13 protein-coding genes and 1 tRNA gene are annotated in these 14,110 nt (G+C 69.3%); 10 read left to right on the plus strand and 4 right to left on the minus strand.

What is annotated here, in order from left to right; genetic code table 11:
• Positions 1–44: 44 nt before the first annotated feature.
• Complete coding sequence (gene serA / locus E3T42_RS08670) at positions 45–1,637, plus strand: phosphoglycerate dehydrogenase (RefSeq protein ID WP_134402826.1); 1,593 nt, start codon at positions 45–47, stop codon at positions 1,635–1,637.
• Between the two features lie 12 nt (positions 1,638–1,649).
• On the opposite strand, the gene E3T42_RS08675 is transcribed toward serA, so the two are convergent.
• Positions 1,650–2,243 (minus strand): TetR/AcrR family transcriptional regulator, encoded by a 594-nt coding sequence (locus tag E3T42_RS08675; RefSeq protein WP_134365223.1) that lies wholly within the window; start codon positions 2,241–2,243, stop codon positions 1,650–1,652.
• Positions 2,244–2,356: 113 nt separating this feature from the next.
• Between E3T42_RS08675 and E3T42_RS08680 the strand changes: the two genes are divergently transcribed.
• Positions 2,357–3,862, plus strand: a complete 1,506-nt coding sequence (locus E3T42_RS08680; RefSeq protein ID WP_370262106.1) for an MFS transporter — start codon at positions 2,357–2,359, stop codon at positions 3,860–3,862.
• 23 nt (positions 3,863–3,885) lie between these two features.
• On the opposite strand, the gene E3T42_RS08685 is transcribed toward E3T42_RS08680, so the two are convergent.
• Positions 3,886–4,152 (minus strand): DUF6458 family protein, encoded by a 267-nt coding sequence (locus tag E3T42_RS08685; RefSeq protein WP_134365224.1) that lies wholly within the window; start codon positions 4,150–4,152, stop codon positions 3,886–3,888.
• Between the two features lie 101 nt (positions 4,153–4,253).
• Here E3T42_RS08685 and E3T42_RS08690 point away from each other — a divergent pair, with 101 nt between their 5' ends.
• Genes E3T42_RS08690 through E3T42_RS08700 form a run of 3 tightly spaced genes read left to right on the plus strand, consistent with a single transcriptional unit; the run spans position 4,254 to position 7,245 of the window.
• A complete protein-coding gene (locus E3T42_RS08690; protein ID WP_134365225.1) occupies positions 4,254–5,321 on the plus strand; it encodes a 3-isopropylmalate dehydrogenase in 1,068 nt (355 codons plus the stop codon).
• Complete coding sequence (locus tag E3T42_RS08695) at positions 5,318–6,484, plus strand: branched-chain amino acid aminotransferase (protein ID WP_134365226.1); 1,167 nt, start codon at positions 5,318–5,320, stop codon at positions 6,482–6,484. The genes E3T42_RS08690 and E3T42_RS08695 overlap by 4 nt, the downstream gene beginning before the upstream one ends.
• Positions 6,481–7,245 carry a fumarylacetoacetate hydrolase family protein gene (locus tag E3T42_RS08700; RefSeq protein ID WP_134365227.1) on the plus strand — a complete coding sequence of 255 codons (765 nt, stop codon included), beginning with the start codon at positions 6,481–6,483 and terminating at the stop codon, positions 7,243–7,245. Before E3T42_RS08695 ends, E3T42_RS08700 begins: the two co-directional genes overlap by 4 nt.
• Positions 7,246–7,262: 17 nt before the next feature.
• Here the strand turns inward: E3T42_RS08700 and E3T42_RS08705 are convergent, their stop codons facing one another.
• Positions 7,263–7,898: a TetR/AcrR family transcriptional regulator gene (locus tag E3T42_RS08705; protein ID WP_134402827.1), complete on the minus strand. Its 636-nt coding sequence runs from the start codon at positions 7,896–7,898 to the stop codon at positions 7,263–7,265.
• Between the two features lie 94 nt (positions 7,899–7,992).
• Between E3T42_RS08705 and E3T42_RS08710 the strand changes: the two genes are divergently transcribed.
• Positions 7,993–9,012 carry an NADP-dependent oxidoreductase gene (locus E3T42_RS08710; RefSeq protein WP_134365229.1) on the plus strand — a complete coding sequence of 340 codons (1,020 nt, stop codon included), beginning with the start codon at positions 7,993–7,995 and terminating at the stop codon, positions 9,010–9,012.
• 48 nt (positions 9,013–9,060) lie between these two features.
• The gene (locus E3T42_RS08715) at positions 9,061–9,771 is read left to right on the plus strand and encodes a type 1 glutamine amidotransferase domain-containing protein (protein ID WP_134365230.1); all 711 of its coding nucleotides are present in this window, start codon (positions 9,061–9,063) and stop codon (positions 9,769–9,771) included.
• A 132-nt stretch (positions 9,772–9,903) separates the two neighbouring features.
• Here E3T42_RS08715 and E3T42_RS08720 read toward each other — a convergent pair whose 3' ends face one another.
• Complete coding sequence (locus E3T42_RS08720; RefSeq protein ID WP_134402828.1) at positions 9,904–11,046, minus strand: aminotransferase class V-fold PLP-dependent enzyme; 1,143 nt, start codon at positions 11,044–11,046, stop codon at positions 9,904–9,906.
• Between the two features lie 81 nt (positions 11,047–11,127).
• Here E3T42_RS08720 and E3T42_RS08725 point away from each other — a divergent pair, with 81 nt between their 5' ends.
• The 3 genes from E3T42_RS08725 (at position 11,128) to E3T42_RS08735 (ending at position 13,928) form a co-directional block, all read left to right on the plus strand.
• Positions 11,128–12,108 (plus strand): LysR family transcriptional regulator, encoded by a 981-nt coding sequence (locus E3T42_RS08725; RefSeq protein ID WP_134402829.1) that lies wholly within the window; start codon positions 11,128–11,130, stop codon positions 12,106–12,108.
• A gap of 11 nt (positions 12,109–12,119) precedes the next feature.
• The gene (gene gltX / locus E3T42_RS08730) at positions 12,120–13,640 is read left to right on the plus strand and encodes a glutamate--tRNA ligase (protein ID WP_134365233.1); all 1,521 of its coding nucleotides are present in this window, start codon (positions 12,120–12,122) and stop codon (positions 13,638–13,640) included.
• A 216-nt stretch (positions 13,641–13,856) separates the two neighbouring features.
• Positions 13,857–13,928 (plus strand) — tRNA-Gln (locus E3T42_RS08735).
• Positions 13,929–14,110 lie beyond the last annotated feature (182 nt).

The raw sequence follows: 14,110 nt of genomic DNA on the forward strand, positions 1-14,110 counted from the left end.
GGCGCATTCAACGCTTTTACGCTGCTATCGGAGGATCCGTTTTCGTGTCAAAACCAGTTGTCTTGATTGCTGAAGAACTATCACCTGCCACCGTCGACGCCCTCGGGCCCGACTTCGAGGTTCGCTCCGTAGACGGCACAGACCGGGTTGCTCTGCTCAATGAGCTGGCCACCGCCCACGCCGTGCTGGTGCGCTCCGCCACGAAGGTGGATGCCGAGGCCATCGCCGCCGCACCGCTGCTCAAGGTCATCGCCCGTGCGGGCGTCGGCCTCGACAACGTCGACATTAAAGCGGCCACGGCCGCGGGCGTCATGGTCGTCAATGCCCCGACCTCCAACATTATTTCCGCAGCAGAACTGACCGTCGGCCACATCATCAGCCTGGCCCGTCACATCCCGGCCGCCCACGGCGCGCTGGCGCAGGGGCAGTGGAAGCGCTCCAAGTACACCGGGGTCGAGCTGTACGAAAAGACCATCGGCATCATCGGCCTCGGCCGGATCGGCGCCCTGATCGCGGCGCGCATGCAGGCCTTCGGCACGAACATCATCGCGTACGACCCCTACATCACCTCCGCCCGGGCCCAGCAGCTCGGCGTGCAGCCGGTCAGCCTGGACGAGCTTCTCGCGCAGTCGGACTTCATCACCATCCACATGCCCAAGACGCCCGAGACCAACGGCATGATCGGCGCCGAGCAGTTCAAGCTGATGAAGCCCACCGCGTTCGTCGTGAACGTGGCCCGCGGCGGCCTCATCAACGAGGACGACCTCTACGACGCCCTCACCGCAGGCACGATCGCCGGCGCGGGCCTCGACGTGTTCGTCAACGAACCGCCGACCGGGTCGAAGCTGCTCGGCCTCGACAACATCATCACCACGCCCCACCTCGGCGCGTCCACGGACGAGGCCCAGGAGAAGGCCGGCGTCTCCGTCGCCAAGTCGGTTCGCCTCGCCCTGTCGGGTGAGCTCGTCCCCGACGCGGTCAACGTCGCCGGCGGCGTCATCGACCCCTACGTGCGCCCCGGCATCCCGCTGGTGGAGAAGCTCGGCCAGGTTTTCTCCGGTCTCGGCGCCCACAGCCCGCTGACCAGCGTCGACGTGGAGGTGCGCGGCGAGCTCGCCGACTACGACGTGAGCGTGCTCCGGCTCGCCGCACTCAAGGGCATCTTCACAAATGTCGTCAGTGAGACCGTGTCCTACGTCAACGCGCCGCTCCTGGCCGAACAGCGCGGCGTCGCCGTGCGCATGATCACCGACAAGGAATCGCCGGAGTACCGCAACGTCATCACGCTGCGCGGCGCCCTCGCGGACGGCTCGCAGGTGTCGGTCTCCGGCACCCTGACCGGCACCAAGCAGATCGAGAAGATCGTCGAGATCAACGGCTACGACGTCGAGGTTCCCTTCGACGAACACCTGATCGTGATGCTCTACACGGACCGTCCGGGCATCGTCGCGGTCTACGGCCGTGAGTTCGGCGAGGCGCAGATCAACATCGCCGGGATGCAGATCGCCCGCCACGTGGCCGGCGGCAAGGCCCTCAGCGTTCTCACGGTGGACTCGCCCGTTCCGGCCACCCTGCTGGCCAAGGTGCGCGACGCGATCGAGGCCGACATCATGGTCGAAATCGCCATCACCGAGTAATCACCCGAGTAGTCACCCGATCGCGGGTCGCTCGGCCATTCGCCCGATCACGGCCAGCAACCGGTCCAGTCTCGCCGCCGATGTCTCATCGGCGGCGAGCCGGCCCGGGGTCGCGAGGGTGGATTCGTAGTACAGCCCGTCACTGATGAGCATGATCGTCTCGGCCACGTCCGGGTCTCCCACCGCCTCCTCGATAGCGCTCAGCCACTGGCGCCGAGTTGAAGCCAGGGTGCGGTTGGCGAGCGGATGCGCCCCCTGCGCCAGGCAGACGGCGGCCCCGATCGCCTGGTCGAGGGGAGTGCCCTCGCTCATCGACGTGCGGATCAGGTAGTCTACCGCGCCCGCCGGCGCCGCCCGGATCCGCTCGACATCGTCGGCCACGAGCGCGTCCAGCCGCGACAGGAGCCCTTCGATCAGGGCGTCCTTCGAGCCGAAGTGGTAGAGCAGGCCGCCCTTGGAGAGGCCGGCGGCCGCGGCGACCGCCTCGAGGGTGCTCGCCCGTTCGCCCTGGTCGATCAGCAGCTGGGCGAAGGCGTCGAGGAGGCGATCGCGCGTGGGGGAGGGGCGCGGCGCGGTCCCGGCCGGGGAAGCGGGGGCAGAGGTCATGGTGCTACTATACCGTCTGGACGGTTTACTTCACCGTCCGGACGGTACAGTCACCGTCCCTGAAGCCGAAAGCAGTCGTCACCGTGTCCAACTCCCTCCGTGAGACCAGCCCCATTGCAGCCGAGAGCCGGGTGATCAGCTCCCGCCGCCGGTGGTGGGCCCTGGTCGTTCTGATGCTGCCCGTGCTCCTGGTATCGATCGACAACACGGTGCTCAACCTCGCCCTGCCGGCCATTTCCGAGGACCTCCGCCCGACCGGAACCCAGTTGCTCTGGGTGATCGACATCTACCCGCTCATGCTCGCCGGGCTCCTCGTGGCCATGGGCAGCCTCGGTGACCGGATTGGCCGGCGCCGGCTGCTCCTGATCGGCTCGGCCGGCTTCGGAGCCGTCTCCGTCGTGGCTGCCTTCGCCCCCAGCATCGAGTGGCTCATCATCGATCGCGCCGTGCTGGGTTTCTTCGGCGCCATGCTGATGCCTCCGACGCTGTCCCTGTTGCGGTCCGTCTTCACCGACCGCAACCAGCGCCGACTGGCCATCGCCATCTGGGCGAGCGGTTTCGCCGCCGGCAGCGCCCTGGGCCCCGTCGTGGGCGGCGTGCTGCTGGAACACTTCAAGTGGGGCTCCGTCTTCCTGCTGGCGGTGCCGCTGCTGGTGCCGCTCCTGGTGCTCGGCCCGCTGCTGGTGCCCGAATCCCGCGACCCGAACCCCGGGCGCATCGACGCCCCGAGCATCGCGCTCTCACTGGCCACCATGCTGCCCGTCGTCTACGGCATCAAGGCCGTTGCCGAAGCCGGCGCCACGCTCCCGGCCCTGGCTCCGATCGTGCTCGGCCTCGCCGCGGGCATCCTCTTCGTCCGCCGCCAGGGCCGGCTCACCCACCCGATGATCGACCTCGCCCTGTTCCGGCAGGGCGCGTTCAGCGGGGCGATCGGCGTCAACCTGCTGAGCGTTGTCGCACTCGTCGGCGGGCTGTTCTTCGTGTCCCAGTACCTGCAGCTCGTCCTGGGCCTCTCACCGCTGGCGGCCGGGCTCGTGCTCGTGCCGGGGCTGGTGGCCATGATCGTGTCCGGCCTGGTCATCGTTCCGATCGCCCGCCGGGTGCGGCCGTCGATCGTGGTGCCGGTGGCACTGCTGATCTCGGCGTGCGGCTATGCGGCCGCCGCGCTCGGCGGGGCGAACCTGGACGCGGCCGGCATCGCGCTGGTTTTCGTCGCACTCGGGATCGGAATCGGCGCCGCCGAGACGGTGTCGAACGAACTGATCGTGGCGAGCGCTCCCGCGGACAAGATGGGAGCGGCATCCGCTGTCGGGGAAACCGCGTACGAGCTCGGTGCGGTGCTCGGCACGACGATCCTCGGCACCATCCTGACGGCGAGTTACCGCAGCGCTGTCGTGCTGCCGGAATCGCTGACAGCGGCGCAGCGCGCGGCCGCATCCGAGACGCTCGGCGGCGCCGTGGCCGTGGCCGCCGGGCTGCCGGCCGGCCGGGCCGACCTGCTGCTGCAGTCCGCCCGCGACGCGTTCGCGGGCGGGATCGGGCCCACGGCCTGGATCGGGGCCGGGCTGGTGCTGGCGGCGGCGTTGGTGGCGCTGATCACCCTGCGCAAAGCCACCTGAGCCGCCGCCAGCGTGCCGTACTGCTAAAGACCGTTCGTCTGGATGTCGTCGACGGAGCTCTTCTGTGAGGTGACCTGCTCGCCGCTCGCCGGGTCGATGGCGCTGCGGGTGGTGGTCAGGGTGCTGCGCTTGCGGGTGAGCAGGACGATGCCGAGGATGGTGATGACGGCGCCGGCAGCCATCAGGATGTAGCCGACCAGCTCGATGTCCATCCACTCCACGGAGACGTTCAAGGCGAACACCATGACGGCGCCGACGACGAGGAGGAAGATTCCGAATCCGATACTCATGCTGACTGCTTTCTGTTGGTTGTCAGGAATTGTCCAGCTTAGACACTTCATGTGTCGCAGTAGGGTTTATCTACAGCCAACGTCCAGACATACGGAGTCGAATGTCCCCTCAGATCAAGCTCGCTGTCATTCCCGGAGACGGGATCGGCCCCGAGGTCGTCGCCGAAGCGGTCAAGGTCCTGGGTGCCGCCACGGCATCAGAGGACGTGTCTTTCGACCTGACCTGGTTCTCCCTCGGCGCGACCCGGTTCCTCGAAACCGGTGACGTGCTCACCGACGAGGACCTCGGCTCGATCGCCGGCCACGACGCCATCCTGCTCGGCGCCGTCGGCGGGACCCCCGGGGACCCCCGTCTCAAAGACGCCAACATCGAACGCGGACTGCTCCTGAAGCTGCGCTTCTCGCTCGACCACTACGTCAACCTGCGCCCGAGCGTGCTGTTCCCGGGTGTGCAGAGCCCGTTGGCCGCCCCCGGCAACGTCGATTTCGTCGTCGTGCGCGAGGGCACCGAGGGCCCGTACGTCGGCAACGGCGGCGCCATCCGCCAGGGCACGGCACACGAGGTCGCCAACGAGGTCTCCGTGAACACGGCCTTCGGCGTCGAGCGGGTCGTGCGCCACGCCTTCGCCGTCGCCCAGGCCCGGCCGGGCAAACACCTCACCCTCGTGCACAAGACCAATGTGCTCGTCTTCGCCGGTAGCCTCTGGCAGCGGGTCGTCGCATCCGTCGCCGCCGAGTTCCCCGAGGTGGCCGTCGACTACCTGCACGTGGATGCCGCGACGATTTTCCTCGTCACGAATCCGAGTAGGTTTGATGTCATCGTCACGGACAACCTCTTCGGCGACATCCTGACCGATCTGGCGGCCGCAATCAGCGGCGGCATCGGTCTCGCGGCCTCCGGGAACATCAATCCCGAGGGCCGGTTCCCCAGCATGTTCGAGCCCGTGCACGGTTCGGCCCCGGACATCGCGGGCAAGCAGCTGGCAGACCCCACCGCGGCCATCCTCTCGGTCGCTCTCCTCCTGGACCACCTGGGCCTCGCGGATGCGTCGACGCGGGTTTCCGCGGCCGTCACCGCGGATATCGCCGCCCGCGATCGGACGCCCCGGAGCACCTCCGAGGTGGGCGATGCCATCGTGACCCGACTGACAGACAAGGGACTCCAATGAGCCAGGCAGCACCCAGCGAGACCACACCGACCGATACCACGTCCACCGAGACCACGACCTTCCCGCTGAGCTTCGCCGTCACGCCCTCCGAGGCGGCCCGGTCGCAGGTCGAGCGCGAGGACATCCTCGCCGACCCCGGATTCGGCAAGAAGTTCACCGATCACATGGTCGCGATCGACTGGACCATCGACGACGGCTGGCACAACGCCCGCGTCATGCCCTACGGCCCGCTTCAGCTGGACCCGGCGTCCTCCGTGCTGCACTACGGGCAGGAGATCTTCGAGGGCCTGAAGGCCTACCGTCACGCCGACGGTTCGATCTGGACCTTCCGCCCCGAGAAGAACGCGGAGCGGCTGCAGCGCTCGGCCCGCCGCCTGGCACTGCCCGAGCTGCCGGTGGCCGACTTCATCGAATCGATCAAACAGATGGTCGCCATCGACGGCGACTGGGTGCCCTCGGCTCCGGAGACCAGCCTGTACCTGCGCCCCTTCATGATCGCCAACGAGAGCTTCCTCGGCGTGCGGGCCGCCCACCAGGTGGGCTACTACGTGATCGCGAGCCCGGCCGGCGCCTACTTCGCCGACGGCGTGGCCCCGATCAAGATCTGGCTCTCGACCGAGTACTCCCGAGCCGGCCGCGGCGGCACCGGTGCGGCCAAGTGCGGCGGCAACTACGCCGCCAGCCTGCTGCCCCAGATGCAGGCCTACGACAACGGATGCGCGCAGGTGCTCTTCCTCGACGGCGAGACCAGCAGCCGCATCGACGAGCTCGGCGGCATGAACGTGTTCTTCGTCTACGGCGCCGACACGATCGTCACGCCGCGCCTGACCGGGTCCATCCTCGAGGGCGTCACCCGCGACAGCATCATCCAGCTGGCCCGGGACAGGGGACTGACCGTGGAGGAGCGAGACGTGACCCTCGGCGAATGGCAGGAGGGGGTGGCATCCGGTGCCATCACCGAGGTGTTCGCCTGCGGGACCGCCGCCGTCGTCACGCCCATCTCCCAGCTCAAGGGTCCGAACCTCGAAATCGGCGACCCGGATGCGCCGGCCGGCCGGATCACGATGGCGCTCCGCCAGGAACTGACCGACATCCAGTACGGCCGCCTGCCCGACCGCCACGGCTGGCTCACCCGCCTCGACGCCCCGGCCGGAACCGCATGAAGATCGCGCGGTTCAACAATGACGGGCTGATCTCGTTCGGGATCATCGACGACGACGAGCTGGTGGTGCTCAAGGGCGACCCGATGTTCGCGGGCTACGACCCCACCGGCCAGCGCGTCCCCGTGCGCGACGTGAAGCTGCTCGCCCCGGTGATCCCGCGGTCGAAGATCGTCGGGATGGCCTGGTCCTACTTCGCCGACGAAGACGAGCAGTCCGTCGCCATGGACTCCGAGCCGCGGTTCTTCCTCAAGCCGAACACCGCCGTCGTGGGCCCGGGCGACCCGATCGTGCTGCCGGCCGCGTCGCGGGACGTGCGGGTGGAGGGCGAACTCGCCATCGTGATCGGCAAGATCACGAAGAACGTGTCCGTGCTGGACGCCGAGGACTCCATCTTCGGCTACACGATCGCGAACGACGTCACCGCTGTTGACCTGCGCGAGCGGGACGGGCACCTGACCCGGGCGAAGAGCTTCGACTCGTTCTGCCCGCTCGGCCCGGTCATCGACACCGAGTTCGACTGGACCGGCCTCTCGATCGAATCCCGCATCAACGGTGAGACCTTCCAGGAGGGCACCGCGGCGCTGCTCAAACACACCGTGGCGGAGATGATCTCCTTCGTCTCCGGCGTGTTTACCCTGCTGCCGGGCGATGTCATCCTGACCGGGGCCCCCGGCCGGGCCCGCGCCGTCGCCGACGGCGACACCGTGCAGGTCGAGATCGCGGGCATCGGCGTGTTGTCGAACCCGGTGCGCCGGGCCTGAGCCCGGCCGCGCGACTGTCAGCCTGCTGCGGGCGCGTCCTGCGGAAACCAGGCCCGAATCTGGTCCAGCGCCGTGTCGAGCAGGGCGACCGACTCGGCCGCGTTGACCCGGGCGAGGAGCATGGCGCTCATCCCCAGTGAGGCCAGGGTCCTCGCACGCTCAGGGGCGCGGTCAGGCCCGGATTCTCCCGGAGCCGACCCGGCCGCCCGGAGGGCGTCCTGAAGGGCGCGGGTCAGCTCCGACCGGTAGTCGTCGACGACCTGGCGGGCCGGGTCGTCGTGGGCGGCGAGGCCCGCGGCGCAGTTCACGAGCAGGCAGCCGCGGCGGGGGGAATCCTCCGGCAGGGCGCACACCGCCGAGCGGAGTTCCGCGAAGTAGGCGATCAGTGACGCGCGGCCGGCCGAGGGGCCGACCCCGGCCCCGGCCCCGGTCAGGATGCGCAGGCGCGGCCGGATCACGGTGTCCTGGTAGTCCTCGACGGCGGCGTCGAAGAGGCCGCGCTTGCTGCCGAACGCGTGGTAGATGCTGGATCGCTTGAGTCCGGTGGCGGCTTCCAGATCGGCGAGGGAGGCCGCGTCGAAGCCCTTGTCCCAGAACAGGTCCCGGGCCGCCTGCACGACGGTGATGCGCTCGAAGCTCTGCATCCGTCCCATCGCGTTTCCTCCAATTTTCCTGTGAGTGGTTTTGTGTATCGCTCAGTACACAATATATTAGACCATCCGTTACAAAATAGCAGAGGAGCCCCCGATGGCCTCGTCCACCACCAGCACCCAGATCCAGCTCGCCGCGCGCCCCACCGGCTGGCCGACGGATGCCGACTTCAGCACCATCCGGATCGACCTGCCCGAGTTGGCCGCCGGCCAGGTGCGCGTCGCCAACGAATTCGTGTCGGTCGACCCCTACATGCGCGGTCGGATGAACGACGCCAAGTCCTACTCCGCGCCCTACGCGCTGGGGGACACCATGACCGGCGGGGCCGTCGGCCGCGTGGTCGCCTCGGCCTCCGACTCGGTTGCCGTCGGCGACGTGGTCGTGCACCAGTTCGGCTGGCGCGACCTGGTGCAGGAGGATGCCGCCGGATTCCGGGTCGTCCCCGAGCTCCCGGGCGTGCCGCTCTCCGCCTACCTCGGCGTGCTCGGCATGACCGCCCTCACCGCCTACGTCGGCCTGCTCGAGGTGGCCGGACTCAAGGAAGGCGACACCGTCTTCGTCTCCGGCGCCGCCGGCGCCGTCGGCAGCATGGTCGGCCAGATCGCCAGGCTCAAGGGCGCCAAGCGCGTGATCGGCTCGGCCGGTTCGGCCGAGAAGGTCGCCCTGCTGACCGAGAAGTACGGCTTCGACGCCGCCTTCAACTACAAGGATGGCAACATCGCCGAGCAGCTCGCCGCCGCCGCTCCGGACGGCATCGACGTCTACTTCGACAACGTCGGCGGGGAGCACCTCGAGGCGGCCCTGGCCACCTTCAACGATGGCGGCCGTGCTGCCCTCTGCGGCGCGATCTCCGTGTACAACAACACCGAGGCATCTGTCGGCCCCCGTAACCTGGCGAACATGATCGGTCGAGGCCTGACCCTCAAAGGCTTCATCGTGGGCAACTACGTGCAGCACTTCGCCGCGTTCTCCACCGACATGGCCGGCTGGCTCGCCTCGGGCGAGGTCGTCTTCGACGAGACGGTCGTCGACGGGATCGACAACGCGGTCGAGGCGTTCCTCGGTCTCATGCGCGGTGAGAACACCGGCAAGATGGTCGTCCGCACGAACGTCTGATCGACCCGACAGCATCCTTTTCATACGATCACAATCTCTGGAGAAACCATGAATTCAGTACTTTTCGTCGTCAGTGCCGCTGACCACTGGACCCTCAACGACGGCAGCCTGCACCCGACCGGTTACTGGGCCGAGGAGCTCGCCGAACCGCACCGCCTGTTCACCGAGGCCGGCTGGCAGATCACCATCGCTACGCCCGGCGGCGTCGCCCCCACCATCGACGCGGGCAGCCTGACGCCTGCGGCCGCCGGTGGCGAAGACCGCGCCGAGGCCATCGTCGCGTACCTCGACACGATCGGCACCGAACTCGACGAACCGCGCTCGATCGATAGCGTCACGGTCGCCGACTACGACGTCGTCTTCTACCCGGGCGGTCACGGCCCGATGGAAGACCTCGCCGTCGACGCCGTCTCCGGCGCCATCATGACCGAGGCCCTCGACTCCGGTCGCATCCTCGGCGTGCTCTGCCACGCACCGGCCGCGATGCTCGCCGCCAAGCGCGCCGACGGTAGCTGGCCGTTCACCGGCTACCGGATGACCGGCTTCACCGACGAGGAGGAGACCCTCGGCGGCCTCGCCCCGAAGGCGAAGTGGCTCGTGCAGAGCCGCCTGGTCGAACTGGGCGCCGACTTCGTCGCCGGCGAGGCGTGGGGCGAGCACATGGAGATCGACCGCAACCTTTACACCGGCCAGAACCCGGCCTCCTCGGCCGCCCTCGCCACCGCGATCATCGCGGCCGTAACCGAAAAGACCGCCTGACCACCCCGCCGAGCCGTGAGTTCCGACCCTCTTTTTCGCTTTTTGAGGGGAGTTGCTCACCGCTCGGCGGACCGCGCCCGGGCTTGACGGTGGGTTGCGGGTCCGGACCGGCGGGCGGCGGGCGGCGGATTGTCAGGGGCGGAGGGCGCGGAGGGCGTCGGCGACGTCGTCCTCGTCGTTCCAGAGGTGGAAGGCCACCCGCGCCCGACCGGCCCGGCCCGAAGCGGTGAGCCCCGCCTGGGTGAGCCGGTCCAGGTCGGTGCCGTCGGCATCCGGCCAGGTCACGATCGCCTGGCCGGCCGGCGCCAGGCCGAGCCCGGTGCAGAGGGTGTCGCCCAGCGCCACGGCGTGATCGCGCACCTCGGCCAGGTCGAGCCGGCCGAACAGGTCCAGCGCGGGCTCGGCGCCCACCCAGGCGTTCCAGGCGGGGGAGACGTCGAACCGGCGCGCGTCGGTCGCGAGGTCCATGGCCGGTCCGTAGCAGGAGGCCCATGGGTCCCGGCCGGCGTACCAGCCGGCCTGCACGGGGAACAGCCGGGCGGCCAGGCGCTCGGTCACGGTCAGGAAGGCCACGCCCCGGGGAGCGCAGAGCCACTTGTAGCTGTGGCAGATGGTGGCGTCGAAGACGGATGCGTCCACCGGCATCCACCCGGCGGCCTGCGTCGTGTCGCAGAGGGTGAGGCTCCCGTGCCGTGCGGCCGCGGCCCTGATCGCCACGGTGTCGGCGACCGCGCCGGTGGCCGACTGCACCAGCGACCAGGCCACGAGCCAGGTGTCGGCGGTGATTCCGGCGGCCAGCTCAGCCAGCGGCAGATGCCGCACGGTGACCCCGCGGTGGGCCTGGCCGAGGAAGGGAAACACCATCGAGCTGAAGTCGCCGTCAACGCAGAGCACCTCCGCGCCGTCGGGCACGCTCGCGGCGAGCAGGCCGGCCAGCACGGATGCCTGCGACCCGATCGCGACCCGGCTCACCGGAACGTGCACGAGCCCCGCGTACGCGTGCCGAACCCGCTCGACGGCGGCGGCATAGCCCGTCGCCGAGGCCTGTCCGAGCGCCCACGCCTCGGCGTCCGCGCGAAGGGCCGCCTCCGTCTCCCTGGTCGGCAGCCCCAGCGTGCAGGCGGCCAGGTAGCCGCGGCCGCCGCGGAACCGGGCGCGCGCCTCCCGCACCCCGATGTGGGGCGGCAGCTCCGGCAGCTCCGGCAGCTCCGGCAGCTCCGGCAGTTCCGAGCGCGCGTCGGTCGAACGCGCGGCGGGGGAGTCGATCGGATTCATTCCTCCAGCATGCGGCGGGGGCATGCATTCGACAACAGCCACTAAATGATGTGAAACATAGCCGCAGGTTATAATTCGGGAATGACTCCCGTCGCCCCGCCCGTTCTCGATGCGCAGAGCCTGCGCGTCGTGGGTGCCATCGCCGCCCACGGGTCGATCACCGCGGCGGCCGCCGCGCTGGGCTACAGCCAGCCGGCCGTGAGCCAGCACCTCAAACGGCTGGAACAGCGCATCGGCATGGCCGTGATCGAGCGCGTCGGCCGCGGCGTGCGGCTCACCGAGGCCGGCCGGCTTCTCGCCCGGCACGCCGTGACGGTGACCGTCGCCCTGGAGGCCGCGTCGGGAGAGCTGGCCGAGCTGCAGGGGCTGCGGGCCGGCCAGGTGAGGCTGGCGGCCTTCCCCTCCGCCTCGGCCACGATCGTGCCCCGGTTGATCGCGGATCTGCGGAGCCGGCATCCGGGTATCACCGTCACCTACGTCGAGGCCGCGCCGCCGGAGGCCGTGGCTCTCGTGCGCGAAGACGACGCCGACCTGGCGATCACCTTCAGCTACCCCGGCGACCGGGTCGACCCGCACCGGGCCAGCGCGCACGGCCTGGTCGTGACCACGCTCCGCCGGGACGAGATGCTGCTCGTGTTGCCGGCCGGCCACGCGCACGCCGGCGACGACGCGGTCGACCTCGCCGACCTGGCCGGGGAGAACTGGATCGGCGGATGCCCGCGGTGCCGCGGTCACCTGCTGGAGCTCTGCGAGCACAGCGGTTTCACGCCCCGCATCTCCTACGAGACTGACAACACGGCTGCGGTGCTCGGCCTCGTAGCGGCGGGAATCGGCGTCGCGATGCTGCCCGCGCTGGCCGTCGGTGCCGGGCTCGCCCCCGCATCCGTCGCGGCGCACCCGTCGGTGAGCATCCGCCCGACCCTGGCCCGGGACCACCGCACCCTGCACGCGGTCACGGTCGCCGGTGCCGCCGGAGTGCCCGCCATCGCCGCGACCCTGCGGCGTCTGGCCGCGCTCACCGCGCTCACCGCGGCCGCCCCGGCCGGGGCCGTCGCCAACTAGACTCGATGTCGATGTCTGAGACAATAGCGCACCCGTTTTCCACCGCCACCGGCACCGACGTCCGCGTTCGGTTCTGCCCCTCGCCGACCGGAACGCCGCACGTCGGCCTCATCCGCACGGCCCTGTTCAACTGGGCTTACGCCCGGCACACAGGTGGCACGTTTATCTTCCGGATCGAGGACACCGACCCGGCCCGTGACACCGAGGAGAGCTTCGTGCAGCTCCTCGACGCGCTGCGCTGGCTGCGCCTGGACTGGGACGAGGGCGTCGAGGTCGGCGGGCCGCACGGCCCCTACCGCCAGTCCGAGCGCTACGACATCTACGCCGACGTCATTGAGAAGCTCAAGGCATCCGGCCACATCTACGAGAGCTTCGCCACCGGTGAGGAGATCGAGGTGCGCAATGTCGCACGCGGACGCGATCCCAAGGCCGGCTACGACAACTTCGAACGCGATCTGAGTGACGAGCAGAAGGCAGCCTTCCGCGCCGAGGGCCGTTCGCCGGCGTTGCGACTGAAGGTGCCGGACACGGACATCTCCTTCGACGACCTGGTTCGCGGCGAGATCACCTTCCCGGCCGGCTCGTTCAGCGACTTCGTCGTGGTGCGGCCCAACGGGCATCCGTTATACCCGTTCGTGAACCCGGTCGACGACGCCATGATGGGCGTCACCCACGTGCTGCGCGGCGAAGACCTGCTCTCCTCCACGCCGCGCCAGATCGCGCTGTACCACGCGCTGATCGACATCGGGCTGGCTACGTTCGTGCCGCGCTTCGGGCACATGCCCTACGTGATGGGGGAGGGCAACAAGAAGCTCTCCAAGCGCGACCCCGAGTCCAACCTGTTCCACCACCGCGCTCGCGGCTTCGTGCCGGAGGGCCTGGTCAACTACCTGTCGCTGCTCGGCTGGTCGCTCGCGAGCGACCGCGACGTGTTCACGATCGATGAGATGATCGCCGCGTTCGACGTTGTCGACGTATTGCCGAACCCGGCCCGCTTCGACCTCAAAAAGGCCGAGTCGCTCAACGGCGACCACATCCGCCTGCTCGACCCCGCGGACTTCGCCGCTCGGGTCATCCCGTACCTGGTGGCCGCCGGCGACGTGACGGAACCGCTGAGCGAGGTGCAGCAGGCCATCCTCGAGGCCGCGGCCCCGCTCGTTCAGGAGCGCATCGCCCTGCTCGGTGAGGCGCCCGGCATGCTCGGCTTCCTGTTCATCGGCGGCGACTCGCTGGCCTACCAGCCGGATGCGCTCGCCTCGCTCCCGAAGAATTCCCAGGAGATCCTCGCCGCCTCCACCGCGGCGCTGCTGGACATTCCCGAAGCGGAATGGACGCACGACCGCGTGCACACCACGCTCACCGAGACGCTGATCGACGGCCTCGCACTCAAGCCCCGAGTGGCCTTCGGCCCGTTGCGGGTCGCCGTCTCAGGCCGCCGCATCTCGCCGCCGCTGTTCGAGTCGATGGAGATCCTCGGCAAGGCGGAGTCCGTGCTGCGGCTCACCCGCCTGGCGGCGCACACCCTCGAGTAACCGAGGCTCCGGGCGGAGGTGGGCCCTGGCTCGCCACCGCCCGGCTCCGCCCGGCTCCGCCCGGCTCCGCCCGGCTCCGCCCGGCTCCGCCCGGCTCCGCCCGGCTCCGCCCGGATCGCCGGCGGCACGTTCTCGCCATCGAATTCGGCCCTGAATTTGTACCGCCCGGCAAGGTGGGTTAGAGTTACGAGTCGGCCGGTTCTTCGGAACGGGCAGTGGGGTATGGTGTAATTGGCAACACGACTGATTCTGGTTCAGTTGTTCTTGGTTCGAGTCCAGGTACCCCAGCAGTAGCAGGCGCAGGATTCCGCGGCGATATCACCCATCGCCCATCCTTCCCTCGAGGCCCAAGATGGGCCGAATTACCAGATACGACACCAGATACCCCAGCCAGCAGTGCTGGGTTGTCGTGCGGCCCGGACAAATACTGATCTGTCACGGCTCACGCGGATGGCTCCCGGTAGCGCCTA

The organism is Cryobacterium sp. TMT4-10 (genome assembly GCF_004403275.1).
Taxonomy (GTDB): Bacteria; Actinomycetota; Actinomycetes; order Actinomycetales; family Microbacteriaceae; genus Cryobacterium; species Cryobacterium shii.

Coding starts and splice junctions, on each gene's coding strand:
- E3T42_RS08715 (WP_134365230.1), top strand. CDS start 9,061: ATGAATTCAGTACTTTTCGTCGTCAGTGCCGCTGACCACTGGACCCTC.
- E3T42_RS08710 (WP_134365229.1), top strand. CDS start 7,993: ATGGCCTCGTCCACCACCAGCACCCAGATCCAGCTCGCCGCGCGCCCC.
- E3T42_RS08705 (WP_134402827.1), bottom strand. CDS start 7,898: ATGGGACGGATGCAGAGCTTCGAGCGCATCACCGTCGTGCAGGCGGCC.
- gltX (WP_134365233.1), top strand. CDS start 12,120: ATGTCTGAGACAATAGCGCACCCGTTTTCCACCGCCACCGGCACCGAC.
- E3T42_RS08685 (WP_134365224.1), bottom strand. CDS start 4,152: ATGAGTATCGGATTCGGAATCTTCCTCCTCGTCGTCGGCGCCGTCATG.
- E3T42_RS08695 (WP_134365226.1), top strand. CDS start 5,318: ATGAGCCAGGCAGCACCCAGCGAGACCACACCGACCGATACCACGTCC.
- E3T42_RS08720 (WP_134402828.1), bottom strand. CDS start 11,046: ATGAATCCGATCGACTCCCCCGCCGCGCGTTCGACCGACGCGCGCTCG.
- E3T42_RS08690 (WP_134365225.1), top strand. CDS start 4,254: ATGTCCCCTCAGATCAAGCTCGCTGTCATTCCCGGAGACGGGATCGGC.
- E3T42_RS08700 (WP_134365227.1), top strand. CDS start 6,481: ATGAAGATCGCGCGGTTCAACAATGACGGGCTGATCTCGTTCGGGATC.
- E3T42_RS08725 (WP_134402829.1), top strand. CDS start 11,128: ATGACTCCCGTCGCCCCGCCCGTTCTCGATGCGCAGAGCCTGCGCGTC.
- E3T42_RS08675 (WP_134365223.1), bottom strand. CDS start 2,243: ATGACCTCTGCCCCCGCTTCCCCGGCCGGGACCGCGCCGCGCCCCTCC.